Origin of the sequence: Hydrogenophaga sp. (assembly GCF_035481345.1) — a bacterium.
Classification (GTDB): Bacteria; Pseudomonadota; Gammaproteobacteria; order Burkholderiales; family Burkholderiaceae_C; genus Hydrogenophaga.
The window spans coordinates 46,423-71,995 of record NZ_DATIGV010000164.1 but is presented as its reverse complement, the minus strand read 5'-3'; the positions used below and the strand labels follow the sequence as shown (position 1 = coordinate 71,995).

The 25,573-nt window shown below is 69.1% G+C and carries 28 protein-coding genes and 1 tRNA gene; 10 read left to right on the top strand and 19 right to left on the bottom strand.

Features of this window, described 5'->3' with window-relative positions:
- Positions 1-3: 3 nt before the first annotated feature.
- Positions 4-1,170 carry a hybrid sensor histidine kinase/response regulator gene (locus VLG41_RS17015; protein WP_325350579.1) on the bottom strand — a complete coding sequence of 389 codons (1,167 nt, stop codon included), beginning with the start codon at positions 1,168-1,170 and terminating at the stop codon, positions 4-6.
- A 147-nt stretch (positions 1,171-1,317) separates the two neighbouring features.
- On the opposite strand from VLG41_RS17015, the gene VLG41_RS17010 reads away from it, so the two are divergent.
- The 3 genes from VLG41_RS17010 to VLG41_RS17000 are packed head-to-tail and all read left to right on the top strand — an operon-like array spanning position 1,318 to position 4,254.
- On the top strand, positions 1,318-2,808 hold the full coding sequence (locus VLG41_RS17010; protein WP_325350578.1) for a protein adenylyltransferase SelO: 1,491 nt from the start codon (positions 1,318-1,320) through the stop codon (positions 2,806-2,808).
- 14 nt (positions 2,809-2,822) lie between these two features.
- The gene (msrB, locus tag VLG41_RS17005) at positions 2,823-3,230 is read left to right on the top strand and encodes a peptide-methionine (R)-S-oxide reductase MsrB (protein ID WP_325350577.1); all 408 of its coding nucleotides are present in this window, start codon (positions 2,823-2,825) and stop codon (positions 3,228-3,230) included.
- Positions 3,231-3,234: 4 nt separating this feature from the next.
- Positions 3,235-4,254, top strand: a complete 1,020-nt coding sequence (locus VLG41_RS17000; RefSeq protein WP_325350576.1) for an LLM class flavin-dependent oxidoreductase — start codon at positions 3,235-3,237, stop codon at positions 4,252-4,254.
- Between the two features lie 9 nt (positions 4,255-4,263).
- Here VLG41_RS17000 and VLG41_RS16995 read toward each other — a convergent pair whose 3' ends face one another.
- The gene (locus VLG41_RS16995; protein WP_325350575.1) at positions 4,264-5,244 is read right to left on the bottom strand and encodes a YcjF family protein; all 981 of its coding nucleotides are present in this window, start codon (positions 5,242-5,244) and stop codon (positions 4,264-4,266) included.
- A gap of 124 nt (positions 5,245-5,368) precedes the next feature.
- Here VLG41_RS16995 and VLG41_RS16990 point away from each other — a divergent pair, with 124 nt between their 5' ends.
- The 3 genes from VLG41_RS16990 (at position 5,369) to VLG41_RS16980 (ending at position 7,054) form a co-directional block, all read left to right on the top strand.
- Positions 5,369-5,914, top strand: coding sequence for a septation protein A (locus VLG41_RS16990; RefSeq protein WP_325350574.1), 546 nt, complete (start codon positions 5,369-5,371; stop codon positions 5,912-5,914).
- Positions 5,911-6,186, top strand: a complete 276-nt coding sequence (locus tag VLG41_RS16985) for a BolA family protein (RefSeq protein WP_325350573.1) — start codon at positions 5,911-5,913, stop codon at positions 6,184-6,186. The genes VLG41_RS16990 and VLG41_RS16985 overlap by 4 nt, the downstream gene beginning before the upstream one ends.
- Before the next feature lie 88 nt (positions 6,187-6,274).
- On the top strand, positions 6,275-7,054 hold the full coding sequence (locus VLG41_RS16980; RefSeq protein ID WP_325350572.1) for a peptidylprolyl isomerase: 780 nt from the start codon (positions 6,275-6,277) through the stop codon (positions 7,052-7,054).
- A 69-nt stretch (positions 7,055-7,123) separates the two neighbouring features.
- On the opposite strand, the gene VLG41_RS16975 is transcribed toward VLG41_RS16980, so the two are convergent.
- The 7 genes from VLG41_RS16975 to VLG41_RS16945 all read right to left on the bottom strand — a co-directional run bounded on the left by VLG41_RS16975 (position 7,124) and on the right by VLG41_RS16945 (position 12,250).
- Positions 7,124-7,711 carry a malonic semialdehyde reductase gene (locus VLG41_RS16975; RefSeq protein WP_325350571.1) on the bottom strand — a complete coding sequence of 196 codons (588 nt, stop codon included), beginning with the start codon at positions 7,709-7,711 and terminating at the stop codon, positions 7,124-7,126.
- A gap of 26 nt (positions 7,712-7,737) precedes the next feature.
- The gene (locus tag VLG41_RS16970; protein ID WP_325350570.1) at positions 7,738-8,046 is read right to left on the bottom strand and encodes a Dabb family protein; all 309 of its coding nucleotides are present in this window, start codon (positions 8,044-8,046) and stop codon (positions 7,738-7,740) included.
- Positions 8,047-8,053: 7 nt separating this feature from the next.
- Entirely contained in the window at positions 8,054-8,359 is a 306-nt protein-coding gene (locus tag VLG41_RS16965) for a YciI family protein (protein WP_325350569.1), read from the bottom strand.
- A gap of 4 nt (positions 8,360-8,363) precedes the next feature.
- Complete coding sequence (locus VLG41_RS16960) at positions 8,364-9,683, bottom strand: TRAP transporter large permease (RefSeq protein ID WP_325350568.1); 1,320 nt, start codon at positions 9,681-9,683, stop codon at positions 8,364-8,366.
- Positions 9,676-10,248 carry a TRAP transporter small permease gene (locus tag VLG41_RS16955; protein WP_325350567.1) on the bottom strand — a complete coding sequence of 191 codons (573 nt, stop codon included), beginning with the start codon at positions 10,246-10,248 and terminating at the stop codon, positions 9,676-9,678. The genes VLG41_RS16960 and VLG41_RS16955 overlap by 8 nt, the downstream gene beginning before the upstream one ends.
- Positions 10,249-10,260: 12 nt before the next feature.
- Positions 10,261-11,358 carry a C4-dicarboxylate TRAP transporter substrate-binding protein gene (locus tag VLG41_RS16950; RefSeq protein ID WP_325350566.1) on the bottom strand — a complete coding sequence of 366 codons (1,098 nt, stop codon included), beginning with the start codon at positions 11,356-11,358 and terminating at the stop codon, positions 10,261-10,263.
- A 61-nt stretch (positions 11,359-11,419) separates the two neighbouring features.
- On the bottom strand, positions 11,420-12,250 hold the full coding sequence (locus tag VLG41_RS16945) for an intradiol ring-cleavage dioxygenase (protein ID WP_325350565.1): 831 nt from the start codon (positions 12,248-12,250) through the stop codon (positions 11,420-11,422).
- 162 nt (positions 12,251-12,412) lie between these two features.
- Between VLG41_RS16945 and VLG41_RS16940 the strand changes: the two genes are divergently transcribed.
- Together VLG41_RS16940 and VLG41_RS16935 are read left to right on the top strand one after the other, a co-directional pair.
- Positions 12,413-13,348: a LysR family transcriptional regulator gene (locus tag VLG41_RS16940; RefSeq protein ID WP_009518665.1), complete on the top strand. Its 936-nt coding sequence runs from the start codon at positions 12,413-12,415 to the stop codon at positions 13,346-13,348.
- An 18-nt stretch (positions 13,349-13,366) separates the two neighbouring features.
- The gene (locus VLG41_RS16935; RefSeq protein ID WP_325350564.1) at positions 13,367-13,642 is read left to right on the top strand and encodes a DUF2164 domain-containing protein; all 276 of its coding nucleotides are present in this window, start codon (positions 13,367-13,369) and stop codon (positions 13,640-13,642) included.
- Positions 13,643-13,675: 33 nt separating this feature from the next.
- On the opposite strand, the gene VLG41_RS16930 is transcribed toward VLG41_RS16935, so the two are convergent.
- Together VLG41_RS16930 and VLG41_RS16925 are read right to left on the bottom strand one after the other, a co-directional pair.
- Complete coding sequence (locus VLG41_RS16930) at positions 13,676-14,017, bottom strand: type II toxin-antitoxin system RelE/ParE family toxin (protein WP_325350563.1); 342 nt, start codon at positions 14,015-14,017, stop codon at positions 13,676-13,678.
- Complete coding sequence (locus VLG41_RS16925) at positions 14,017-14,292, bottom strand: type II toxin-antitoxin system Phd/YefM family antitoxin (protein WP_325350562.1); 276 nt, start codon at positions 14,290-14,292, stop codon at positions 14,017-14,019. The genes VLG41_RS16930 and VLG41_RS16925 overlap by 1 nt, the downstream gene beginning before the upstream one ends.
- A 147-nt stretch (positions 14,293-14,439) precedes the next feature.
- On the opposite strand from VLG41_RS16925, the gene VLG41_RS16920 reads away from it, so the two are divergent.
- Together VLG41_RS16920 and murI are read left to right on the top strand one after the other, a co-directional pair.
- Positions 14,440-15,993 (top strand): fumarate hydratase, encoded by a 1,554-nt coding sequence (locus tag VLG41_RS16920; protein ID WP_325350561.1) that lies wholly within the window; start codon positions 14,440-14,442, stop codon positions 15,991-15,993.
- On the top strand, positions 15,990-16,811 hold the full coding sequence (gene murI, locus VLG41_RS16915) for a glutamate racemase (protein WP_325350560.1): 822 nt from the start codon (positions 15,990-15,992) through the stop codon (positions 16,809-16,811). The genes VLG41_RS16920 and murI overlap by 4 nt, the downstream gene beginning before the upstream one ends.
- Here murI and VLG41_RS16910 read toward each other — a convergent pair.
- The 8 genes from VLG41_RS16910 to VLG41_RS16875 all read right to left on the bottom strand — a co-directional run bounded on the left by VLG41_RS16910 (position 16,802) and on the right by VLG41_RS16875 (position 25,568).
- Positions 16,802-18,103 carry an MFS transporter gene (locus VLG41_RS16910; RefSeq protein WP_325350559.1) on the bottom strand — a complete coding sequence of 434 codons (1,302 nt, stop codon included), beginning with the start codon at positions 18,101-18,103 and terminating at the stop codon, positions 16,802-16,804. The genes murI and VLG41_RS16910 overlap by 10 nt on opposite strands.
- Positions 18,103-18,726, bottom strand: a complete 624-nt coding sequence (locus tag VLG41_RS16905; RefSeq protein WP_291022160.1) for a DUF6806 family protein — start codon at positions 18,724-18,726, stop codon at positions 18,103-18,105. The genes VLG41_RS16910 and VLG41_RS16905 overlap by 1 nt, the downstream gene beginning before the upstream one ends.
- 58 nt (positions 18,727-18,784) lie before the next feature.
- Positions 18,785-18,876, bottom strand: a tRNA-Leu gene (locus VLG41_RS16900).
- An 89-nt stretch (positions 18,877-18,965) separates the two neighbouring features.
- Positions 18,966-20,267 carry a TRAP transporter large permease gene (locus VLG41_RS16895; RefSeq protein ID WP_325350558.1) on the bottom strand — a complete coding sequence of 434 codons (1,302 nt, stop codon included), beginning with the start codon at positions 20,265-20,267 and terminating at the stop codon, positions 18,966-18,968.
- Positions 20,257-20,763 carry a TRAP transporter small permease gene (locus VLG41_RS16890; protein ID WP_325350557.1) on the bottom strand — a complete coding sequence of 169 codons (507 nt, stop codon included), beginning with the start codon at positions 20,761-20,763 and terminating at the stop codon, positions 20,257-20,259. Before VLG41_RS16890 ends, VLG41_RS16895 begins: the two co-directional genes overlap by 11 nt.
- Positions 20,763-21,794 carry a TRAP transporter substrate-binding protein gene (locus VLG41_RS16885; protein WP_325350556.1) on the bottom strand — a complete coding sequence of 344 codons (1,032 nt, stop codon included), beginning with the start codon at positions 21,792-21,794 and terminating at the stop codon, positions 20,763-20,765. Before VLG41_RS16885 ends, VLG41_RS16890 begins: the two co-directional genes overlap by 1 nt.
- A 62-nt stretch (positions 21,795-21,856) precedes the next feature.
- Entirely contained in the window at positions 21,857-23,416 is a 1,560-nt protein-coding gene (locus tag VLG41_RS16880) for an indolepyruvate oxidoreductase subunit beta family protein (protein ID WP_325350555.1), read from the bottom strand.
- A 4-nt stretch (positions 23,417-23,420) separates the two neighbouring features.
- Positions 23,421-25,568, bottom strand: a complete 2,148-nt coding sequence (locus tag VLG41_RS16875; RefSeq protein ID WP_325350554.1) for an indolepyruvate ferredoxin oxidoreductase subunit alpha — start codon at positions 25,566-25,568, stop codon at positions 23,421-23,423.
- Positions 25,569-25,573: the final 5 nt, after the last annotated feature.

Genomic DNA, 25,573 nt, shown 5'->3' with positions numbered 1-25,573 from the left:
GGATCAGGCCTCGCTGGCCGCCACCGGCTGCACGCCGCGCTCGAACAGCAGCTCCACGGTGGTGCCCTCGCCCAGGATGGACTTGACGCGGATCTGCCCACCGGCGGCCTGCATCACGCGCTGGCAGAACATCAGGCCCATGCCGTTGCCCCCGGTGGCGGCGCGGGTGGTCACCGGCTCGCGCGTGAGCCGCGCCAGCACCTCGGGCGGGATGCCCGGGCCGTTGTCGATGAAGCGGATGAAGCCCCGCGGCTCCCCCGGCCCCGCCACGCAGTCGACCGCCACGTGCAGGCGCTGCCCGGTCGTGTCGCGCAGCGCCAGGATGGCGTTCTTGGTGAGCGTGCACATCACGAGGTACAGCAGGTCGCGCCGCCCGGGCAGGCGGAAGTCGTGCCGCAGCTCGGCCTCGACCCAGCGGCGCTCGCGGTCCTCGAACGGGTACTCGTCGATCAGCGCGCCCAGCAGGCTGGACGCACTCACGGTCTGCGGTGCCGCGCCCGGGTAGGCGTCGCGTGCCGACTGCACGAAGGTGGCCACCAGCGACTGGCAATACAGCGCGCGCCGCTCGGCGCGCTCCAGCGCGGCCAGCACCTCCTTCGATCCCAGGCCCTCGAAGCGGACGGTGCCCGCCGCGTCGCCCGGCTCGGGCGGGCGGTGGCGTTCCAGCACCGCCGACACGCTGCCGCGCACCGTGGCCAGTGGCGTGTTGAGTTCGTGCGCCAGAAAGCCCAGGGTCTCGCGCAGCGCGGCGGCCCGGCCTTCGTTGAGCGCGCGCTCCAGCGCCTGGTGGCGGTAGAGCGACAGCGCCTCGCGCAGGGCTTCGCGCGTGGGCTCGTCCTCCAGGGGTTTTTCCAGGATGCGCAGCACCTGGCCCTGGTTGACCGCCGCGATGGCGACGTCCTTCTCGGCATAGGCCGTCACCAGCAGCCGCACCAGGTGGCGGTGCTCACGCCGCACGGCCTTGAGCAGCTTCATGCCGTCCTGCTCGGGCATGCGGTAGTCGGTGATGAGCGCTGCGAAGGACTCGCCCCGATCGGTGAGGATCGTCAACGCGTCCTCGACGCTGGCGGCGGTGGCGATCTCGAACTCGTCACCAAAGCAGCGCGAGAACCATTGGCGGGACACGGCTTCGTCGTCGACGAACAGAATGGCCTGGGCGTCAGTGCGCATGGGACTTCTTCACGGTTGTTATTCCCCCTGGCGCCAGCGTCTGGCCGGCGCATAACCGGCGCACATTATCTGGCCCGCCGAGACGCTGGCAATCGGTCAAGGCCCTGAAACCAGGCCGGAATACCCCCCCAGGGGACAATCCACCCCATGAACGACACCGACACCGCCGCGCCGGCGGCGCTGGACCTGGCCCTGCCCTGGCGCCACCGCTTCGCCGACCTGGGGCCGGCCTTCTTCACCGAGCTGCCCCCCACCCCGCTGCCCGAGCCCCACCTGGTGAGCCTGAACGCCCCGCTGGCGCGGGCACTGGGCCTGGACCCCGAGCGCCTGCGCCAGGACGAGGCCGTGCACGCGTTCAGCGGCTCGCTGCCGATCGAGGGCGCGCGGCCGCTGGCCACGGTGTACAGCGGGCACCAGTTTGGTGTGTGGGCCGGCCAGCTCGGCGACGGGCGCGCCCTGCTGCTGGGCGAGCTGGACACGCCCGCCGGGCCCATGGAAATCCAGTTCAAGGGCGCGGGCCGCACCCCCTACTCGCGCATGGGCGACGGCCGCGCCGTGCTGCGCAGCTCCATCCGCGAGTACCTGTGCAGCGAGGCCATGCACGGCCTGGGCATTCCCACCACACGCGCGCTCATCGTCACGGGCTCGCCGCAGCCGGTGATCCGCGAGACCGTGGAAACCGCGTCCGTGGTCACGCGCGTGGCGCCCAGCTTCATCCGCTTCGGGCACTTCGAGCACTTCTCCGCCAACGGCCTCACGGACGAACTGCGCCGCCTGGCCGACTTCGTCATCGACGGCTTCTACCCGGACTGCCGCGACGGCCATGGCAACCCCTACGCCCGCCTGCTGCAAGCGGTGAGCGCGCGCACGGCCGAGCTGATGGCGCAGTGGCAGGCGGTGGGCTTCTGCCACGGCGTGATGAACACCGACAACATGAGCGTGCTGGGCCTCACCATCGACTACGGGCCCTTCCAGTTCATGGACGCCTTCAACCCGGCGCACATCTGCAACCACAGCGACCACGGCGGGCGCTACGCCTACCACCGCCAGCCCAACGTGGCCTACTGGAACCTGTTCTGCCTGGGCCAGGCCCTGCTGCCCCTGATGGACGACCAGCAGCAGGCGCTGGACGCGCTGGAGCCGTACAAGACCCTGTTCCCCGCCGCGCTCACCCGCCGCATGGGCGCCAAGCTGGGGCTGGCCGACACGCGCGAGGGCGACGCCGAGCTCATCGAGGAACTGATGCAGCTCATGGCCAAGGACGCGGTGGACTTCACCATCCTGTTCCGCCGGCTGTGTGGCGCGGCCGACGGTGCGGTCGAGCCCGTGCGCGACCTGTTCCTGCAGCGTGAGGCCTTCGACACCTGGGCCGCGCGCTGGCACGAGCGCCTGCGGGCCCAGCCCGGCTTCGACGCCGCCGCCACGGCCGCCGCCATGCGCTGGATCAACCCGCGCGTCGTGCTGCGCAACCACCTGGCGCAGATCGCCATCCAGCGCGCGCAGCAGGGCGACTTCAGCGAAGTCGATCGCCTGCTGAAAGCTTTGGCCGCGCCCTTCGACGAATCCGAAGGCGAGGACGAGCTCGCCGCCTTCCCCCCGGACTGGGCGCAGCAAATCGAGATCAGCTGTTCCTCCTGAAAGGACCTCACGACATGGACTTCCCCATCAAGAAAACCGACGCCGAGTGGCGCGAGATCCTGGCCGCCAAGGGCGCCGAGCGCGGCGCCTTCGAGGTCACCCGCCAGGCCCACACCGAGCGCCCCTTCACCGGCAAATACGAAGAGATCTGGGCCGACGGCAGCTACCACTGCATCTGCTGCGGCAACCACCTGTTCGACGCCGGCACCAAATTCGACGCCGGCTGCGGCTGGCCCAGCTTCTGGAAGGCCATCCCCGGCGCCATCACCGAGATCACCGACCGCAGCCACGGCATGGTGCGCACCGAGACCGTGTGCAGCCAGTGCGGCGCCCACCTGGGCCACGTGTTCGAGGACGGCCCCGCACCCACCGGCCTGCGCTACTGCATGAACTCGGCCTCGCTCGAGCACAAGGGAGACTGATCCGATGCCGAACCTGGCCGACATCAAGCTCTCCATGCTCGACCTCGTCGCGGTGCGCGAAGGCGGCACCGTGGCCGACGCCATTGCGGTGGCCACGCGCACCGCCCAGCACGCCGAGCGCCTGGGCTTCACGCGCTACTGGCTGGCCGAGCACCACAACATGAGCGGCATCGCCAGCTCGGCCACGGCCGTGCTGGTGGGCCACATCGCCGGCGCCACGCAGCGCATGCGCGTGGGCTCGGGCGGCGTCATGCTGCCCAACCACGCGCCCCTGGTGGTGGCCGAGGCCTTCGGCACCCTGGCCGAGATGTACCCCGGCCGCATCGACCTGGGCCTGGGCCGCGCGCCCGGCACCGACGGCCTGACCATGCGCGCCCTGCGCCGCGACCGGGTGGAGACCGAGGACGATTTCCCGCGCGAGGTGGCCGAGCTGGCCGCCTTCCTGGGCCCGGTGCAGCCGGGCCAGCGCGTGGTGGCCGTGCCCGGGCAGAACACGAACGTGCCGATCTGGCTGCTGGGCTCCAGCCTGTTCTCGGCCCGGCTGGCGGCGCAGCGCGGCCTGCCCTTCGCCTTTGCTTCGCACTTCGCCCCGCGCCTGCTGCTGCAGGCGCTGGAGGTGTACCGCGCGGAATTCCACCCCTCGGCCACGCTGGACAAACCCTACGCCGCCATCGGCGTGCCGCTGATCGCCGCGCCCACCGACGAAGAGGCGGAGTACCTGGCCAGCAGCACCTACCAGCGCGTGTTGGGCATCCTCACCGGCCGGCGCGGGCAACTGCCGCCCCCGGTGGAGGGTTTCGTGGCCTCGCTGGCGCCGCACGAGCGCCAGGGCATCGCCGACTTCCTGGCCGCCGCCGTCATCGGCAGCCCCGACACGGTGCGCGCCGGCCTGCAGCGCCTGGCCGACCTGACCGAGGCCGACGAGTTCATCCTGGTGAGCGACGTGTTCGACCCGGCGCTGCGCCTGCGCTCGCTGGACATCGCGGCGGCGGTGATGCGCGAGGGAGTGCCCGCCGCTGTCTGAGCGAGCGGCTCAGCGCCCGCGCACCATCGCCATCACCTGCCCCGCATCCAGCGTCGCCGCCTTCTGCTGGATCTGCGGCAGGTACTGCGTCTGCATCTGCTTCGCCGGGCCCAGCAGGTCCTGGAAGCTCTGCTTGAGCAGCGCCGTGCTCATCTGCCGACCGCCCGCGTAGTAGCGCTTGGCCACCTGCCCCAGCGCGTAGGTGGTGGCGAAGGAAAACGCCATGCCCGTGGCCGCCCGGCCCACGCCACCGATGGTGCGACCCGCCGCCTTGCCCAGCAGGCCGCCAATGAGCTTGCGGCCGAACTGCTCCAGGTACTGCGAGGTCAGCCCCACCCCCACCGCCGCGATGAACTCGCGGATGTGGCCCTGGTCCAGTTCCACGCCGTGCGCCTGGCCGATCTCGTAGACCATCTTCACCTGCAGCGGAATGATGGCCATCGAGGCCCAGGACTGCGGCAGCAGCTCCAGCGCGCCGTTGAGCAGCGCGTAGTTGAGGATGGTCTTGTCCAGCGCGGCGCCATCGGGCCCGCGCACCTCGCTGGCCGCGGGGGAGGCCGGCGCGGCGGGCGCGGGCGTGGCCGCCACGGCCACCGGCACCGCCACGGCCGCCGCCTCCACCAGCGCCGATTCGACCTTCTCGAAAGCCGCCGATTCGGCCGCGTCCGGCTTCAGCCGCGCCTTCAGGTCGGCCAGGAAGGCCGTCTCGGCCGGCGAGCGCGCGCCGTCGGCATCGCACACGCACACCGCCATTTCGTAGGCCAGCTCGCGCTGGCCCGGGTCGCTGAGTCGGGCCACGCTGGCGGCCAGGTCCACGCGCTTGAGCAGCACATCCTGATACACCTTGGCCAGCCCGTTGGCGCCGGCCTCGGCGCCCAGCGACTCGGCGATGCCGCGGATGCTCTCGCGCTCGGTGTCGGCCTTCTCGCCGTCGGCCAGGGCGGCCATGAGCGCGATGGTGAGGATGGCTTGCTGTTCTTGGGGGTTCATGGAATCTCCATCGGGTTGTCACACGGCGCCAATGGGGCCAAAGCGGGGGCCAAGGCAGCCAGACATCGGAGCCGGCAAGCCCCGCCGCGGTTCCCTGACACAGTGTCCACGGATAATTGCGCCCATGCGCCTGCTTCTCGACTTCCTTCCCATCCTGCTCTTCTTCGCCGCCTACAAGCTGGAGGGTATCTACCTGGCCACCGGCGTGCTCATGGCCGCCACCGTGGTGCAGACCGGCATCGTCTACGCGCTGGACCGCAAGCTGCAGAACATCCACAAGATCACGCTGGTGCTGGTGCTGGTGTTCGGCGTGCTCACCCTGGTGCTGCAGGACGAGCGCTTCATCAAGTGGAAGCCCACCGTGCTCTACACCGGCATGGCCGTGGTGCTGGGCGCCGCGCTGTGGGGCTGGAAGAAAAACTTCCTGCAGATGTTGCTCGGTACCCAATTGAGCCTGCCCGAAGCCGTGTGGGCGCGCCTCACCGTGGCCTGGGTTGGCTACTTCCTGTTCATGGCGGCCATCAATGCCTGGTTCGCCGCCTACCAGACCACCGAGCAATGGGTGAACTTCAAGCTCTGGGGCTACGTCTTCCCCGTGGCCTTCATCGTCGCGCAGGGCTTGTACATCGCGCGGCACATCAAGGACGAGGAACCGCGTTCCGAAGCATGAACACGCCGGCCATCCCCACCGCCGCCGCCCTCGAGGCGCGGCTGCGCGACACCCTCTCGCCGACCGCGCTGGAGGTCATCGACGAAAGCGCCGCGCACGCGGGCCACGCGGGCGCCAACGGCCTCGGCTACGGCACGCATTTCCGGGTGCGCATCGCGGCCCCGGCCTTCGCCGGACTGGGCCGCGTGGCGCAGCATCGCCTTGTGTATGATGCCCTGCGTCCCTTCACGGACGCCGGGCTGCACGCCCTGGCGATCGAGATCCAGCGCTGACGCAGCCCCCGACTACCTTCTGTCACATCCCCCCGCGAACCGGCGGGCGCGCGGCGGCTCCAACACCTTTCCAACTCCGAGGATTTCCATGAAAGTCACCCTCACGGCACTGACCGCGGCGGTCTTGATGGCCACCGCCCCCTGGGCGGCCGCTCAGAACGTGGCCATCGTCAACGGCAAGCCCGTGCCCACCGCGCGCGTTGACGCGCTGGTGCAGCAGATCGAGGCCAGCGGCCGCCCGGTGGACGATGCGGTCCGCGCCCAGATCAAGGAAGAAGTCGTGCTGCGCGAGATCTTCATGCAGGAAGCGCAGAAACAGGGCGTGGCCAACAGCACCGAGTTCAAGAACCAGATGGAGCTGGCCCGCCAGACCATCATGATTCGCGCCCTCTTCGCGGACTACCAGAAGAAGAACCCGGTGACCGACGCCGAGGTCAAGGCCGAGTACGACAAGTTCGCGGCCGCCAGCGCGGGCAAGGAATACAAGGCGCGCCACATCCTGGTCGAGAAGGAAGACGAGGCCAAGGCCATCATCGCCAACCTCAAGAAGGGCGCCAAGTTCGAGGACATCGCCAAGAAGCAGTCCAAGGACCCGGGCTCCGGCGCCAACGGCGGCGACCTGGACTGGGCGCCGGCGGCCAGCTACGTGCCCGAGTTCTCGCAGGCCATGGTCAAGCTGGAGAAAGGCCAACTCTCCGAGGCGCCGGTGCAGAGCCAGTTCGGCTGGCACGTGATCCGCGTGGACGACGTGCGCGAGGCGCAACTGCCCAGCCTGGACGAACTCAAGCCCCAGATCACCCAGCAGATCACCCAGCAGAAGATGCAGCAGTACCAGCAGGGCCTGCGCGACAAGGCCAAGGTGCAGTAAGCACCGCCTGTCCCACCACAAAAAAAGCGCGGCAGTGCCGCGCTTTTTCTTTGGGTGCGCCGCGCGCGCTCAGAGCACCTTGCAGGCCTCGTCGAAGCCCAGGCGCGGGTTGCGGTTGAACAGCTTGCTGTCGTCGCCGTGGCCGAGGTTGATCAGGAAATTGGTCTTCCAGCGGCCGTCGGGGAAGAACTCGGCGTCCACCTTGGCGAGGTCGAATCCGCTCATGGGGCCGCAGTCCAGGCCCAGGGCGCGCGCCGCGACGATGAAGTAGGCCCCACCCAGGGTGCCGTTGCGCGTGGCGGTGCCGCTGGCCAGGGCGGCGTTGGCCTCGAAGTTCTCCTTGGCGCCCTCGCGGTGCCACACGCGCGGCATGTACTCGTAGAACTTCGTGTCGGTGGCCACGATCACCGTCACCGGCGCGGTGCGCGTCTTGTCCAGGTTGCCCGGCGACATGGCCGGCAGCAGGCGCTCGCGGGCTTCCTTCGACTGCAGGAACACGTAGCGCGTGGGCTGGGTGTTCATCGACGTCGGGCCCAGCGCGGCCAGTTCGTACACCTGTTTCAACAGGTCCATGGACACCGGTTGGTCGAGAAAACCATTGGCCGTGCGGGCCTTGCGGAAGATCGTGTCGATGGCGGCGGGGTCGAGCGGGGTCACGGAGGGAAGTCCTTTCGGTGCGAGGATCAAAGGGGAAGGTAGTCCACCTGGTGGCGCGCGATGCGCAAGCCTTCGAGCTGCTGGCGCACGCGCAGGTGTTCGGGGTGGGTAGCGTAGTCGGCCAGGGCTTGTGCTGTCTCGAACTCGGAATAGAGCACCACGTCGCAGGCGTAATCGACGCGGCTGATGTCCACACCGATCTCCAGCGCCAGCATGCCCGGGATGCGTCCGCGCATGCCTTCGAAGGCGGCCTTCAGGCGCTGGGTGTTGCGCGCCTTCTCCTCGGCGGTGTCGCCGAGGATGTTCCACATCACGATGTGCTTGACGATGGGCATCGGATCCTCAGGCGCTGGGTGGGAAACCCGCCTTCTGGGGCCACAGGTTCTGGAAGGCGTACACCGAGACACTGGCGTACAGCCCGGCCTTCGTGAACGGTTCGCCGGCCTGCCATTGCAGCGCGGCCTCGCGGCTGTCGAAGTCGATGGCGAGCACGCTGCCCACCATGGTGCTGCCATCGTCGGCCAGCAGGGGCCCGGCAAAGGCGATGCGATCGGCCATGGCACCGAGATAGGCCTTGTGCTCGGGGCGCAGGCGCTGGCGCAGTTCCAGGCCGCCGGGTTTGTCGAGGAGGTGGAAGACGTAGATCATGGGTTCACATGCGGGCCAGCCAGGTGGACAGCCCCGGGAAGATGGCAAGGACGAACAGCGAGAACACCATCACCAGCACGAAGGGGAAGGTGCCGGCGAAGATGTCGCGGATGGTGATGGAGGGGTTGTTGAGCGCGCTCTTGACCGTGTAGACCGAGACGCCGAAGGGCGGCGTGAGCAGGCCGATTTCCACCGCCACCACGGTGAGCACGCCGAACCAGATCTTGTCCATGCCGAAGCTGGCGGCAATGGGCAGCACGATGGGCAGCATGATCAGCATGATCGAGACCGAGTCGATGATGCAGCCCAGCGCAATGACGATGAGCAGGTAGGCCACGAGGAAGCCCCACGGCCCCAGGCCCATCTCCGTGATGCCGGTGGTGATGGCCGCGGGCATGCCGGTGAGTGCGAGCATGCGGCTGTACAGCGAGGCCGCCACGATGAGGAACAGCACCGAGACCGAGACATAGCCGGTTTCGGTGAGCACATTCCACAGCTTGCGCCAGGTGAGGCGGCGGCGCGCCAGCGCGATCACGAAGGCCCCCGCCGCGCCCACGGCACCCGCTTCGGTGGGCGTGAAGAAGCCGCTGTACAAGCCCCCCAGCACCAGCACGATGAGCACCAGGATGGGGAAGAACTTGACGGAGGCGCTGCGCCAGGTTTCGGTGTCCTGCTCGATGGCCGAGGCCGCCTGGCCCGAGCGGTAGATGCTGGCCGGGCGCCAATAGGCCAGGCCCAGGATCAGGGCGCAGAACAGCAGGGCCAGCAGCAGGCCGGGCAGGATGCCCGCGAGGAACAGGCGCCCGATCGATTCCTCGGCGATGACGCCGTAGATGATCATCAGCAGCGAAGGCGGGATGAGCATGCCCAGCACCGATGACCCCGCCACGACACCCACCGAGAAGCGCGGCGTGTAGCCGTGGCGCATCATCTCCGGCGTGGCCACCTTGGTGAACACCGAGGCCGAGGCGATGGAAATGCCCGTGATGGCCGCGAACACCGCGTTGGCACCCACCGTGGCCAGCCCCAGGCCGCCACGCAGCCGGCGCAACAGCCACTGGAACACGTCGAAGGTGTCGCGCCCCACCCCGCTCACGCTCACGAACATGCCCATGAGCACGAACAGCGGCACCACGCCGAACAGGTAGTCTCGGATGGCGTCGTTGGCCGCCGCGCCGACGAAGCGCGCCGCGATCTCGGGCGAGCGCATGAGCCAGACCGTCACGAAGGAGGTGACGATCAGCGCGATGCCGATGTGCATGCCCAGGATGATGAAGCTCAGCATCACCCCGATGGCCATGAAGCCCAGCAGCAGATCAGACATGGCTGCCCTTCCCGGCGCCGCCTTGCGCGCTCTCGCGCCAGTCCTGCCAGGCCAGCAGCGCGTACTGCACCGCGGCCAGCGCCGCGCCCGTGAACACCACGATGCGCATCGGCCAGGTGGGGAAGGTGAACACGCCCTCCACGCCAAAGAACTCGTTGTTGGCCCAGGCGCGCTGGAACAGCGGCCAGGTGGCGTAGGCGATCACCCCGCAGGCAAAGATGCCCACGAGCGAGAACAGCGCGCGCAGCCGGCGGCCGGCGCGCGGGCGGCGCAGCAGGAAGGGATCGAGGAACAGGTCGGCGCGGCTCATGCGCCCGTGACGCAGCGTGGCCGGCAGCTGCAGGAATACGATCACGATGATCGAGGCCGCGACCATCTCGGCCACGCCGTCCAGGGGCTGGTTGAAGGCGTTGCGCATGAACACATCGGCGCACATCAGCACCATGACCAGCGCGATGACGATGGAGCCCAGGCCGTTGAGCGCGTCGACGACGTGCCCGAAGGGACTGGACGGCGCCGATGACACCGGCGCCTCCTCCAGGTTGGTGTTGGCTTCAAAGCTCATGAATGCGACCGATCAGAGCTCTTTGTCCCAGTCGCGCAGCGGCTTGGCCCCGCGCTTGCGCAGCTCTTCCATGTAGGTCTTCACGATCTGCGCCGCGGGCCCGCGCGAGGCATTGGCCTTCACCCACTCGCCCGCGATGTTGGGCATGGTCTTGGCCCACTTCTCGCGCTCGCCAGGGGCCATGGGCGCGATCTTCACCGGCACGGCCTGCTTGGCGCCCTGCTCGCCGATGGCCTTGAGCGCCGCCTCGTAGCGTTGCATGAGCGTGTCGCCCAGCACGCGCGAGTACTCCAGGCCCACGTCCTTCACGATCTTCTGCACCTCGGGCGGCAGCGCGCCAAACGTGTCCTTGTTGATGGCCATGCCGCCGTTGTAGAGCGCACCGATGTCCACCGTGGTGACGTAGGGCGCCACCTCATAGATCTTGTTCGGCAGGATGCCGGTGGCGATCGAGATCGTGCCCTCGCTCACGCCGGTCTGGATGTCGGTGTAGTAGCTGGTGAGCGAGCCGTCCACCGGCACCGCACCCGAGCCCTTGAGCCACATGCCCACGGCGCCGGGGGCCGATATCTTCTTGCCGCTCAGGTCGGCGTAGGTGTTGATGGGCACCTTGGTGAACAGGTGGTAGGTGTCCACGCCGCTGGCGCCCAGGAACACCACGTTGTTCTTGTCCCACTCGGCCTTGAGGGCGGGGATCTTCTCGTTCAGTTCGTTGGCCACCTGCAGCAGCGTGCGCACGTCGCCGGTGGCGAAGGGCGTGACGGTGGCGTATTGGGTCAGCGGCATCTTGGCCGCCTCGAGGTTGGCGAACACCCAGCCGATGTCGGCGATGCCCTGCCCCACGCTGGTGAGCGTGGCGTTCATCTTGTAGAGCTGGCCGCCGTAGGCCTCTTTCCACTCGATCTTGTAGCCCTTGCCCAGGGCCTCCACGCGCTTGTTCACCTCGGGCACGAAGAGCGTGCTCATCAGGCCCACCCAGGGCAAGGAGGTGGGGTGGCTGGAGGCGATGGTGAGTTTGAAGGTCTGCTGCGCGTGGGCCGTGGTGAGGCCGGCGGCCATCAACGCGGCGGCCAGGGCGCCGGTCACGAAGGCGCGTTTCTTGATCGTCATGGTCTTGTCTCCGTTGTTGTCGCTGGGTCGGTGATCGGGGATCGGGTTCACGGGGTCGGGCTTACGGGATCGGGTTCAACACGAAATCGAAGTCCAGGGTCACGCGGCCGTCGGGCTGTTCCACCCAATCGGCCACGAGCGAGCTGCGCACGCCGAACACGGCGTCCGAATCGAGGTAGGGGTCGCCGTCGCGAAAGACGTGCGTCACCAGGGTCTGGTAGCCCGGGGCCTGGATGCGGAAGTGCAGGTGCGCCGGCCGCCAGGGGTGCCGCTTGGTGGCCTTGAGCATCTCGCCCACCGGGCCGTCGTCGGGAATGGGGTACGGCTCGGCCACCACGCTGCGGAAGTGAAAGCGCCCCTCGGCGTCGCTGCGCAGCACCGCCCGTCCTTGCGCTTGCTTCAGGCCTTCGCGCTGCACGTCGTACAGGCCGTCGGCGTCGGCCTGCCAGACGTCGATGACCGCACCGGCCACCGGCTCGCCGCCCAGGCCGCGCACGCTGCCCGCCACCTCGCAGGGTTTGCCGGGCGCGCCGTTGGCCACGTCGGCGCCGTGCGGCACCTCGGGCGCGCCCTCCACGTGGAAGGGGCCGAACACCGTGGCCTCTGTGCAGCCGGCGGGCTTCTGGTTGTTCAGCGCCACCGTCAGCATGGACAGGCCCAGCGTGTCCGACAGCAGGATGAATTCCTGGCGCTGGTCGTCGCAGGTGTGGCCCACGCGGGTGAGGAAGTCGATGCCGTAGGCCCACTCGGCCTCGGTCAGCTTCACCTCGCGGGCGAAGGCGTGCAGGTGCTGCACCAGGCTCGTCAGCACCTGCTTGAGGCGCGGGTCCGGCGTCTGGGCCAGGCGGGCGATGACCGCCTGCGTGATGTTGTCCTGGTTGAGGTTGCGCACCGTCGTGTCTCCGAAATCCTTGTGCCTGCGGGCCCGCTTGGGCCACCGTGGCGGCAGAATGTAGGCCGCTCGAAATGGAAAACCAATGCCCGGAATCGAAAAGACTTTTCCGTCCGGCGAAAGAGCCTCAGGGACAACCCGAAGAAAACGACGAGACAAGCGATGGACCGCTGGACCGAGATCGAACTGTTCGTGCAGGTGGCCGAAACCGGCAGCCTGTCGCGCGCGGCCGAAACCCTGAACCTGAGCAACGCCAGCGCCAGCCGCCACCTGGCGGCGCTGGAGGAACGCCTGGGCGTGCGCCTGGTGGAGCGCAACACGCGGCGCCTGTACCTCACCGACACGGGGCAGGAGTTCTTCCAGCGCGCGCGCAACATCCTGAGCGACCTGCGCGACGCCGAGTCCGACGTGAACGCCGCCGCGCTCAACCCGACGGGCCTGCTGCGCGTGACGGCCTCCCTGAGCTTCTCGATGCACCACATCGCGCCGCTGCTGCGCGAGTTCACCGAGCGCTACCCCAACGTGAGCGTGCACGTGGAGGCGGCCAACCGCTACCTCGACATCATCGACAACAACATCGACGTGGCGATCCGCACGCGCGAGTACGAGCCCGACAGCAACATCACCATCCGCCGCCTGGGCGAGACGCGGCGCGTGCTGGCGGCCTCACCGGGCTACCTGGCGAAGCATGGTTTTCCGAAAGGGCTGGACGACCTGCAGCAGCACAAGCTGCTGGTCTACCTGCACGCCAACACGCCCAACGAGCTGCGCTTCACGCAGATCGGCAGCGGCGAGCAGAAGACCATCCAGATCAAGGGCCTGCTGGAGACCAACGACGGCCAGATCGTGCGCGCCGCCGCGCTGGATGGCATGGGCATCCTGATCCAGCCCAGCTACATCGTCTACGACGACATCGTGGCCGGCCGCCTGGTGCCCGTGCTGGAAGACTGGGACCTGCCCCACCTCACCATCAACCTCGCCTACCCCAGCCGCAAGCACCTCTCGGCCAAGGTCCGCGCCTTCATCGACTTCATGGCCGGGCACTTCGCGAAGATGGACTACGAGAGGAAGTGGACGGGGCGGTTCGCGGTGTATTGATTTCAACGAAGCCAAGCCATGCCCATCGAACTTCCTCGCGACGAGCGCGCGCAGGCCATCGCGTCCATCGAGCGCTACTTCAACGAAGAGTTGGACCAGCGCATCGGCAATATCGGTGCCGGCGCTCTGTTGAACTTCTTCCTGGAGGAGATCGCTCCGCTGGTCTACAACCAGACGGTGGCCGACGTGCAGGAACGGCTGCAGCAGCGCCTGCAGGAGCTCGACATCGAGTGCCATGAGGACGCCTTCCAGTACTGGCGCAAGCGGCAGGCGGGGGGCAAGGGGAAGCGCTGAGGCCTAGGTGCGTCGAGGCATCGTGCCCACCGCTCAGGCACCAAGCAGACGACGCGCCAGTACCGATGGCATGTCTCGACGGCCATCGACGATCAGGTAGATCACGACCTGATGGCCCACGACGCGGTAGATCACCCGATACGGTTTGAACGCGGTCTGTCGGTACTCCTTGATGCCAAGCGCCAGCAGCTCCCTGGGGTAGCTGCCGCGTTCGGGGAATTGGGCGAGACCCTCCACGGCGGCCATCACTTGATCGAGGACCCGGTTGGCGCTGGCCAGGCAATCCGCACCGGTGATGTAGCCGTGGATGGACTCCAGGTCCTGCTCCGCGCCATGCGTGAGCAAGACCTCGTAGCGCCGTGGCTTTCCGGGCATCAGTCCGCTGCCCGCTTGGCCCGCAAACGCGCCACCACCTCTGCGACCGGCTTGACCCGCCCGGCATCCACGTCCTGGTTGCCCAGGGCCAGGATCTTGAGCAAGGCCAATGTGTCCTGGGTCTCCTCGAACGAGGCGACGTCCTGCAGCACGGCCTTGGCTTCGCCGTTCTGGGTGATGACCAGGGGTTCACGCCGCTCCGACAGCTGCGCCAACACCTCCGCTGCATTGGCCTTGAGGTAGCTGATGGGTTTGACTTGGGATGAGTAGCGCATGGACCGCTTCCTCGGATTTCTTGGAGAGGACTGAATATAGTCCTTTTTCAGTCTCACTCCCTCTGGCCAAGGCCGCCGGCACCGCGCCGTGCGGGAATCCTCCGGGAGGGATAATCCCAAGGTTATCCACCCAGCCCACGACCGACCATGCCCACCACCATCAAGGCCGACGATCTCATCGAATCGATCGCCGGTGCGCTGCAGTACATCAGCTACTACCACCCCGCCGACTACATCGCCCACCTGGCGCGCGCCTACCAGCGCGAACAGAGCCCCGCGGCCAAGGACGCCATCGCGCAGATCCTGACCAACAGCCGCATGAGCGCCACCGGCCACCGCCCCATCTGCCAGGACACGGGCATCGTCAACGTCTTCCTGAAGATCGGCATGGACGTGCGGCTCGAGGGCTTCTCCGGCAGCCTGGACGACGCCATCAACGAAGGCGTGCGCCGCGGCTACAACCACCCCGACAACACCCTGCGCGCCAGCGTGGTGGCCGACCCGCACTTCGCCCGCAAGAACACCAAGGACAACACGCCCGCGGTCATCTTCACCGAGATCGTGCCCGGCAACACCGTCGACGTGACCGTCGCGGCCAAGGGCGGCGGCAGCGAGAACAAGAGCAAGTTCGTGATGCTCAACCCCAGCGATTCGCTGGTGGACTGGGTGCTCAAGACCGTGCCCACCATGGGCGCGGGCTGGTGCCCGCCGGGCATGCTGGGCATCGGCATCGGCGGCACGGCCGAGAAGGCCATGCTGATGGCCAAGCAGTCGCTCATGGACGACATCGACATGTACGAGCTGCAGACCAAGGCAGCCAAGGGCGAAAAGCTCACGCAGGTGGAAGAGTTGCGCCTGGAGTTGCATGAGAAGGTCAACGCCCTCGGCATCGGCGCGCAGGGCCTGGGCGGCCTCACCACCGTGCTGGACGTGAAGATCGCCATGTACCCCACGCACGCGGCCAGCAAGCCCGTGGCCATGATCCCCAACTGCGCGGCCACGCGCCACGCGCACTTCGTGCTCGACGGCAGCGGCCCGGCCTACCTGGACGCCCCCAGCCTGGACCTGTGGCCCGACGTGCACTGGGCGCCCGACTACAACAAGAGCACGCGCGTGGACCTGAACACGCTCACGAAGGAAGAAGTGGCGGCCTGGAAGCCCGGCCAGACCCTGCTGCTCAACGGCAAGATGCTCACCGGCCGCGACGCCGCGCACAAGCGCATCCAGGACATGCTGGCCAAGGGTGAGCCGCTGCCTGTGGACTTCACCAACCGCGTCATCTACTACGTGGGCCCGGTGGACCCGGTGCGCGACGAGGCCGTGGGCCCCGCCGGCCCCACCACCGCCACGCGCATGGACAAGTTCACCGGCATGATGCTGGAGAAGACCGGCCTGATCGCCATGATCGGCAAGGCCGAGCGCGGCCCGGTCGCCATCGAGGCGATCAAGCAGCACAAGAGCGCCTACCTCATGGCGGTGGGCGGCGCGGCCTACCTGGTGTCCAAGGCCATCAAGAACGCCAAGGTGGTGGGCTTCGAGGACCTCGGCATGGAAGCCATCTACGAGTTCGACGTGGTGGACATGCCCGTGACCGTGGCGGTGGACGCCGGTGGCACCAGCGCGCACATCACCGGCCCGGCCGAGTGGAGCCAGCGCATCGCCTCGGGCGAGTTCAAGGGCATCTCGCTGGCCACGGCTTGAGCGGTTCCGCTCCCATCGTCGGTGTCTTCGACAGCGGCGTCGGAGGCCTGAGCGTGTGGCGGGCCCTGCGCGAGGCCCTGCCGCACGCCCACCTGAGCTACCTGGCCGACAACGCCTGGGCGCCCTACGGCGAACGCCCGGCCGAGGCACTGCGGGAACGCCTCGGCGCCCTCGTTCGCGGCTGGCGCGATCGCGAACCCCTGAACCTGCTGGTGCTGGCCTGCAACACGGCCACCGCCGTCGGCATCGACGCGCTGCGCGCCGAGCACCCGGATTTGCCCATCGTGGGCATCGAACCAGCCCTACGCCCTGCCCTGGCCGCCACGCGCAGCGGCCGGGTGGGCGTGCTGGCCACGCGCGCCACGCTCGGCAGCGCGCGCTACCAGGCGCTGCGCGCGGCCTGTCTGGCGAACGCGGCGGATGGCGCCGCCGTGCACGAGCGCGCGGCCGATGGCCTGGCCGATGCGATCGAGCGTGGCGACGAGGCCGCGGCCGAGGCGCTGTGCCGCAGCCACCTGCGGGCGCTGCTGGACGGGGCACCGGGCATCGACACGCTGGTGCTGGGCTGCACGCACTACCCGCTGGTGCTCGGGTCTTGGCGCGCCGCCTGCGAGGGTCACCCGCTCACACTGATCGATCCGGCCGAGGCGGTGGCGCGCCGCGCGCTGAGCCTGCTGGCGGGCGCCGCAGCGGCGGTTGGCGCCGCGTCAAGGGGCGATCCGGCCTGGCGCTGCACCGGGGGGCCCGAGGCGCTCACCCGCGCCACGCGGCAGTGGCTGGGCCTGTCCTCGGCCGAGGTGTTTGCGCTTCAGAGCTGAGCGGTCGAGGGCGCCGTCAGCGCCGCTTCCCGCCCGCGCCGCATGTTCAGCGGCACCAGCAGCACCAGGCCGATGACGAACATCAGCGCGGTGGACAGGATGGCGAGGCGCTGATTGCCGCTGGTGGCCCAGGTGATGGCACCGTAGGTGAGCGGGCCCACGATGCTGGCCACGCGCACGGCGAAGGTCCACAGGCCGAAGAACTCGGCCAGTTGCGCCGGCGGCGCCAGCATGCCGGCCATGGCGCGCCCGGCCGACTGGCTGGAGCCCATGCACAGGCCCGCGATGGCGGCGGCGTACCAGAACATGCCCTTGGTGGTGCTGAGCGCGGCGATCACGCAGGTGGCGATCCAGCCCAGCAGCGTGAGGCTGAGCGCGAGCTTGTGGCCCAGCCTGTCCTGCCCGTAGCCGAAGGCGAACGCACCGGCCATGGCCGCCAGGTTGAGCACGAAGATCAGCGCCATGGTCTCCTGCTGTTTGAAGCCGATGACCTGTTCCGCGTAGATGGCCGCCAGCGCCACGGCCACCGCCACACCGCCCTGGTAGGCGGCCGTGCAGGCCAGCAGCCACATGAAGTCGCGGTAGTGGCGCGCCTGCTGGAAGGTGGCGTGCAGCCGCCGCAGCGAGGCGCGCCAGCCACCCTCACGCCCGGCCTGCGGCTGGGCGCGCTCTCGCAGCAGGGAGAGCGTGACCAGCGCGGCCAGGCCGAACATGGCGGCCGTGACGATCATGGTGACGGGAACGAACTGCCCGGCCTTCTGGCCCTGCGCCTGTGCCCAGAGCACATAGGCCAGGCAGATGCCCAGCGTGAGCATGCCGCCCACATAGCCCAGGCTCCAGCCCCAGCCGCTCACGCGGCCCATGGCCTCGGGCCGGGCGATCTCGGGCAGGAAGGCCGCGATCAGCGATTCGCCCCAGGCAAAGCACAGGTTGGACAGCACGATGAGCACCACCCCCAACACCACCGCGCCGGGCTGCACCAGGGCCAGGCCGGCCGTGGCGGCCACGCAGCCCAGGGTGGTGAGCATGAGCAGGCGCTTCTTGCGGGCGTGGCGGTCGGCCCAGGCGCCCATGGCCGGGATGGTGAACATCACGAGCAGGTTGGACACGCTGAGCGCGGCCGTCCAGGCGAAGGTGGCCCAGGTGGCGCCGCCGGCCACCGCGCCGACGAAATAGGCCGCGAACACGGCCGTGAGCACCACCGTGGTGTAGCCGGAGTTGGCGAAGTCGTACATCGCCCAGCCGAACACCTCGCGCTTGCGCACGCCAGGGTTCAGGGCGGTGGTGGGCATCAGTGCAGGTGCCGCGGCTTGCGCGGTCCGCCGTGGCCCGAGGGGCCATGCCCGCGCGGCGGTTTGCCCAACTGCATGGAGCTGACCAGGGCGTCGAAGCGCTGGTTGAAGAGCTTGTCGATCGAGGCCACCACGTCGCCCAGTTCCGAGGCGTCGAAGTGGCGCTCCATCACCTGCACCACGTCCTGCACCAGCAGATCGCGCTGCACCTGCATGATGGCCGCCGGCGTGGGGCCGACGAAGCACATGAGGAAGTCGTCGCGCGCTTCCTCTTCGCTGTTCTCGTCTTCCTCGTCGAACTCGGTGTCGTAGAAGGACACCTCCAGCGGCGCGCCGGCCGAGGCGATTTCGTTCAGGCCCATGCAGGCGTCCTCGACGGCCTGGCGGAAGTCCTCGTCGCCGTTGACCGTCCAGCAGATCTGCAGGGTGTGCGACTCGGCGTCGAAGCGGATGCCGGGCTCGTCCTCATAGCTGCTTTCGGCGGCGGCGGCCAGCGAGCGGCCACCCGCGTACTGCCACAGGGGCTTCAAGGCCTCCTGGATCTGGTCGAACACCACGTCGTCGCGCAGGGGCACGTCACCGTGCACGTGGATTTCGAAAGGGGCGTCGTATCGGCTGCTCATGGAAACTCACTCTACCGGGCTGTCCGGAAAAAACCTAGGCCTCCGCGCGGCGCGCGCCTGGTGCCTCGAACCGGGGTCGAACCGGTACGCCCCCTTTCGGGCAGCGGCGGAGTTTAAGTCCGCTGTGTCTACCAATTTCACCATCGAGGCAGGGGCCAGGGAGCGGATTGTCGCAGGTGAATGAAAACGCCCCACGGGCCGTGGGGCCGGTGGGGCGTCGCGTCAAGGCATGGCCGCCGCTAGGCCAGCAGCCCCGGTAGCCAGAGCGACAGCGAGGGAAACGCGCAGAGGACGAACAGGCGCACCACGTCGGCCGCGATGAACGGCATGGTGCCCCGGTAGATCTGCCCCAGCGACAGATCGCGCGCAATGGAGTTGATGACGAACACGTTCATGCCCACGGGCGGGCAGATCATGCCGAAGGTCACCGCCATCACCACGATCACGCCGAACCACACCGGGTCGAAGCCCAGGTGCACCATCGCGGGGAACACGATGGGCACGGTCAGCAGCAGCATGGCCAGTTCGTCCATCACGGCGCCCAGGACGAGGTAGCCCAGCATGATGAGCGCCAGCACGCCGTAGGGCCCGACCGGCAGGTTCACCAGGAAGTCCACCGCGTTCTGGGTGAACTGGGTGATGGTGAGGAAGTAGCCGAACAGGTAGGCGCCGACCACGATGGTCATGATGGCCGAGGACACGCGCAGGGCGCTGATGAGCGACTCCTTGATCTGCGGCCAGCGCAGGCGCCCGCGCGCCATGCCGATGAGCAGCGTGCCCGTGGCGCCCACGCCCGCCGCCTCCTGCACCGTGAACAGGCCGCCGTAGATGCCGCCGAGCACGAAGACGAAGAGGACGATCACGGCCCACAGGGGCTTGAGCGTGGCCAGGCGCTCGGCCCAGTTGTGGCGCTCGCCCTGAGGCATCCATTCGGGCCGCAGGCGCGCAATGACGGCGACCACCACGGAGTAGAAGACCACCGCCATCAGGCCGGGCACCACCCCGGCCGCGAAGAGCTGGGTGATGTCCACCTCGGTCATGATGCCGTAGAGCACCAGGATCACCGAAGGCGGGATCATGATGCCCAGCGTGCCACCCGCGGCGATCAGGCCGGCGGAGATGCCGGGCTCGTAGCCGGCGCGGCGCATCTCGGGCAGGGCCACCTGCGTCATCGTGGCGGCCGTGGCCACCGACGAGCCGTTGATGGCCGAGAAGCCGCCGCAGGCCGCGACCGAGGCCAGCGCCAGGCCGCCGCGGCGGTGGTGCAGCCAGGCGCGGCCGGCCGCGAACAGCTCGGCGCTCATGCCCGAATGCGAGGCGAAGGCGCCCATCAGGATGAACATCGGAATGACGACCAGGTTGTAGTCCGTCAGCACCGACAGCGGCACGTTGGCCAGCAGGTTCATGCCCGGCGCGAGCCCGCCCAGCGCGGCAAAACCCGCCACGCCCGCGATGCCCATGGCCACGCCGATGGGCACGCGCAGCGCCATCAGCGCGAACATGCCGACAAAGCCCAGCAGGGCGACGAGATCACGATCCATGGATGCCCTCCACGGTGACCTCGTCGACGGCGTCGGCGTGCGCCTCGCGGCCGAAGGGCAGCAGCCCCAGGCGCACCAGGGCCAGCACGGCGGCCACGGTGGCGCCCACGGCGGCCGCGCTGTAGAACCACTTGAGCGGCAGGCGCAGGTCCATGGTGCCCTGGTTGCCCGTGCCACCCACCTTGACCCACACCATCCAGGCCAGAGGCACCAGGAAGGCCAGGGTCACGGCGGTGGCCAGCACGTCGATCCAGCGCTTGCCGCGCGGGCCCAGGGCCTCCCACAGCAAATCCACCGCGATGTGGTTGCCGTACCAGGTGGCCAGCGCGATGCCCCAGAACATCGCGATGCCCAGCAGCATCTGCGTGCCGTCGAACCAGTCGGGAATCTGCCAGCCCACGGTGTAGCGCACGAGCACGTTGCCCGCCGTCACCAGCGCGATCACGAGCAGCGAGAGCGCGGCCAGCGTCTCGACCGCCGACAGCAGCCGCTTCATCAGTTGGCGCCCCCGCGTGCGGTCAGCTCCTTGCGCAGCCCATCCAGCGCGGCCTGGCCATTCACGCCGGTGGCGCTGGCGGCCTTCAGCCAGTCGGCGTAGATGGGTTGCACGGCCTGCTTCCAGACGTCCATCTGCGCGGGCGTGAGCTTGACGAGCGTGTGACCGGCGGTCTTCTCGAGCTTCTCGCGGCCGCTGTCCTCGTCGTCGCCCCAGGCGGCGCCGACCTTGCCGGCCCACTCGTTGTTGCAGTGGTCGTCGATGACCTTCTTCTGGCCGGCGGCCAGGCCGTCGTACCAGGGCTTGTTCATCACCCAGACGAAGTCGGAGGCATAGAAGCGCATGTCGGTGTGGTACTTCACCGCCTTGTCGATGCCGAAGGAAAGGATGGAGCCCCAGGGGAAGGTGATGGCGTCGGCCAGGCCCTTCTGGATGGCGTCGCGCGCCTCGGGCGCCGAGACCTGCACGTTGGTGGCGCCCAGCAGGCTCATGGTCTGGGCCACGGTGCCGTTGGCCGAGCGGATCTTCAGGCCCTTGAGCTGGCCGGGCTCGGTGATGGGGTTCTTGGAGTGGAAGGTGCCCACGTGCACGTGCGCGAAGCAGAACTTCACGTCCTTCATTTCCTGGCCGGCGTACTGGCGGTACCACTGGTCGAGCGCGGCGGAAGCCGGGCCGGGCTTGCCCAGCAGGAAGGGCAGCTCGCCCGCGGCGATGAGCGGGAAGCGGCCGGCCTGGTAGCCGGGGTTCACCCAGGTCATCTGTGCGATGCCGTCGCGCGCCATGTCGTAGTGGTCGGCCGCCTTGCCGAGCTGCTGGGCGGGAAACAGCATGACCTTGATGGAGCCCTTGGAGGCCGCTTCGACCGACTTGGCCCAGGGCTCGAAACCGAGCTTGGCCAGCGGGTGCGTGGCCGGCAGCCAGTGCGCGAACTTCAGCTCGGCGGCCTTGTCCTGCGCCTGCGCGCCCAGGGCGCCCAGCGTGAGCGCCGCCAGCGCGGCGAAGCGGATGGCGGTGAGGCGGGGGGTCTTCATCGTGTGTCTCCTGTTGTTGACGTGGTGCTATTGGATTGGAAGCATGTCATCGGCGGGGCCGATCATGCGGCGGGGGGAATCGTGGCGGCGTCACCGGCGGGACGGCGTGGCGCCCAGAACACCGGCTGCGCGGCGGGCGTGCGCGCGTGGGCTTTGTTGAGCGTGCCTTCGGGGTCGGCCAGCGTGGCGCGCAGGGCCTGCTCGAGCGCGAGTGCGGCGGACGTGTCGTCCACCTCGCCCACCAGCGCGGGTTTGACGTGCGTGGCCCACAGGCGGGCGTAGTTCTGGCGGCCCCGCACCTGCGTGTCGCCATAGCCCTTGATGACCTGTGGCAGGCCCGCCACCGAGGCGGCCAGGCGCGGCGTGCGCGGGGCCAGGTGGGCCATGGCGGCGAGCCAGGCGCGCAGGGCCTCGTCCTCGTGCGCGAAGCGCAGCGAGCGCGGGCGCAGCGGGCGCAGCCAGGCCAGGGTGCGCAGCATCAGGAAGCCCCAGAGGCTGCTGGTGCGGATGTGCAGACCGAAGTGCGCCTTGCCCATCCAGCCCCGGCGCTCGGCCAGGCGCACAAGGGCTTCGCCCAAGGCGCGCGGCAGCACGGCGGCCACTTCGTCGGGGCCGGGCTTGAAGTGCTCGGTGATGCGCACGATTTCGCCGGTGCGTGCCTCGGCCTCGCGGCGCACGCGCTGGAAGCGCGAGGCGCGGCTCTTGAGGTCGGCCACGCGGATCACGTCCTCGTAGCACATCCACAGCGCCAGGTGGCGGATGGCCTCGTCGCGTGCGGCCTCGGCCTCATGCGGGCAGGCCTTCACGAGAGCGTCCACGCGCTCCAGGAAGCTCTGCGCGTAGGCGCGGTTCTGGTAGTCCAGGCAGCGCAGCGCGCCGTGCGCGGCCAGGCGCTGCACGGCCTCGGGCCAGGCCTTCAGGCGCGCGGACCAGTCGGCGCGCAGGGCCTCGGGCAGCTCGGCCGCGGAGAGCGCGGCGGCGGCCTCGGCGTCCACTGCCCCACCCTGCGCGGCGTCGAAGGCGGCGCCGAAGCCGGCCAGGCTGGCCTGCACGCCGCGCCCCGAGTCCTTGATCACGGCCTCGCAGACCTCGCGCGGCCAGGGGAACACGCCGGCACCGGCCAGGGCGCCGAACATCACGGCCGAGACCACGGTGCCGTGGCGGCGCGTGAGCACGTCCATGTCGAACAGCACGGCACGGCCCGCCAGCGCCTGCGCCGCGCCGGCCAGGCGCTGCGGGTCGTGGCGGCCGTCGGCCATGTGCATCTTCTCGAGCGTGGTGTAGACGCGGTGCGTGGAGGCGACCAGCGTGGTGCGCGCACTCACGAAGCCGCGCTCGACCATGCGCGCCGCTTCGAGCAGCTCGCTGGCCACCAGGGCATCGACGTTGCCCGGCACGGGCGAGAGCGCGAACACGGGCTGCGCGCCCGGTGCGGGCTGGCGCAGCAGTTCGATGTAGTAGCTGGTGGCGCCGGTGCGCTGCGCCACGCCAGGCACCGAGGTGGCCTGCACCGGCAGGCCCTGGCGCACGGCGCACTCGACGATCCAGTCGGCCAGCACGCCGCCGCCCTCGCCGCCCAGTGCGGCGATGAGGATAGTGAAGGGAGCGTTGGGTTGAGTCATGGGATCAGGCCGGCTGGAGAAGACCGATGAAGAAGCGGTTGAGGCGGTCGCTCACGCGGTCCCACCAGCCGGGGTTGGAGATCACCTCGATCTGGTGGAACGAAGGGCACAGCACGGCGGCGTCGGCCACCTCGCCGCACAGGCCGCAGCCCACGCAGCCGTTGGTGACGTGCGCCACCGGCTCGCGGCGCAGCGGGTCCGACGAGGCCTTCACCGTGAGCGTGGGGCAGCCCGAGAGGCGGATGCAGGAGTGGTCGCCGGTGCAGGTGTCCTCGTCCACGCCGTAGCGCACGCGCACGCTGCGCAGGCCTTCCTTCATTCGCCGTGCGCGAATGGGTTTGAGGCGGCGCTGGCGTTCGAGCTGGCACTCGCCCTCGGCGATCACCACCTTCAGGCCCTTGAAGGGCGAGCGGATCGCTTCCTTGAGCGTGTCGCGCACGCGCGAGACGCGGTAGTTGTGCACCGTGCGGATCCACTTCACGCCCATGCCCTTGAGCGTGTCCTCGATGGTGGTCTCGGTGGCCGTGGCGCTGTTGCCCTCGGCGAGCTGCTTGGCCTCCTGCTCGGGCGTGGAGATGGTCTCCTGCGTGCCCGTGGCCGAGGTGTAGCCGTTCTTCATGATCACCAGCACGCCGTCGCCCTGGTTGAGCAGGGCCGAGCTGACGCCCGAGAGCAGGCCGTTGTGCCAGAAGCCGCCGTCGCCCATGATGGCCACGGGCCGCTGCGCGGAGAAGTTCTTCACCGCCGCGCTGGACGCCATGCTCATGCCGTAGCCGAGGATGGAGTTGCCGAACGAGAACGGTTCGAAGGTGGCGAAGGAGTGGCAGCCGATGTCGGTGGAGATGTGCAGCTTGCCGGTGTCGCGCTCGACCAGCTTGAGCGCGGCGAACACCGGCCGCTCGGGGCAGCCGACGCAGAAGTTCGGCGGGCGCTGTGGCACGCCGCCGCCGAGCACTTCGCTGGCCTGGGCGCGCAGTTGCGCCACTTCGGTCGACAGAGCGCGCGCGGGCTGCACGTCCACCGTCTCCAGGTGCTCGGCCATGAAGGCCTCGATGCCCTTGAGCAGCACCTCGGCGGTGTACTCGCCGCCCATGGGCAGCAGGTCCTTGCCGTGCAGGGGCGTGTCCACCTTGGCGCGGCGCAGGTGGGCGCTGATCTCCTGCTCGATGAAGTCGGGCTGGCCCTCCTCCATCACCAGCACGGCGCGCTTGCCGCGGCAGAAGTCGGCGATCTGCTCGGGCACCAGCGGGTAGACCACATTGAGCACGAGCATCGGCACGTCGGTGCCGCCTTCGCCGTCGGCCAGGCCGGCCAACTGCAGCGCGCGCAGCGCGGTGTTGGTGAGGCCACCCTGCACGATGATGCCGACCTCTTCATGGCGGCCCGGCAGGTGCTCGTTGAGGCCCGCGTCCACGATGGTGCGCCGCGCGGCGGGCAGGCGCACCTCGTACTTGAGCTTCTCGTGGCGAAAGGTGGCGGGCGGGTGCGAGAGGCGGTCGTAGCTGAAGTTCGCGGCCTGGGTCTGCAACTGGCGGGTGGAGATGGCCGGCGCGATGTTGTCCTTGGTCTCGAAGCTGCCGCGCACGTGGCAGGCGCGGATGCGCAGCTCCATCATCACCGGCGTGTTCGAGGCTTCGGAGAGTTCGAAGCTCTTCTCCACCATGCGCACGATGGTGGGCAGGTTCGGCCGCGGGTCCATGAGCCACAGCGCGGACTTCATCGCGAAGGCGTGGGTGCGCTCCTGGATGACGCTGGCGCCTTCGCCGTAGTCCTCGCCCACGACGATGAGCGCGCCGCCCATGACGCCGGGCGAGGCCAGGTTGGACAGCGCGTCGGAGGCGACGTTGGTGCCGACGACGGACTTCCAGGTGACCGCGCCGCGCACCGGGTACATGATGGACGCGGCCAGCATGGCCGCGGCCGAGCTTTCGTTGGTGCAGGCCTCGACGTGCACGCCGAGCTCGTCCATGTAGTCGCGCGCCTGCACCATCACGTCGAGCAGGTGGGTGATGGGCGAGCCCTGGTAACCGCCGACGTAGGTGACGCCGGATTGCAGCAGGGCCTTGGTGACGGCGAGGATGCCTTCGCCGTGGAAGGTCTCGCCCTGGCCCAGCTTGAGGGCCTCGATCTCGCGGTGGAAGGAACGCTCCACTGTCT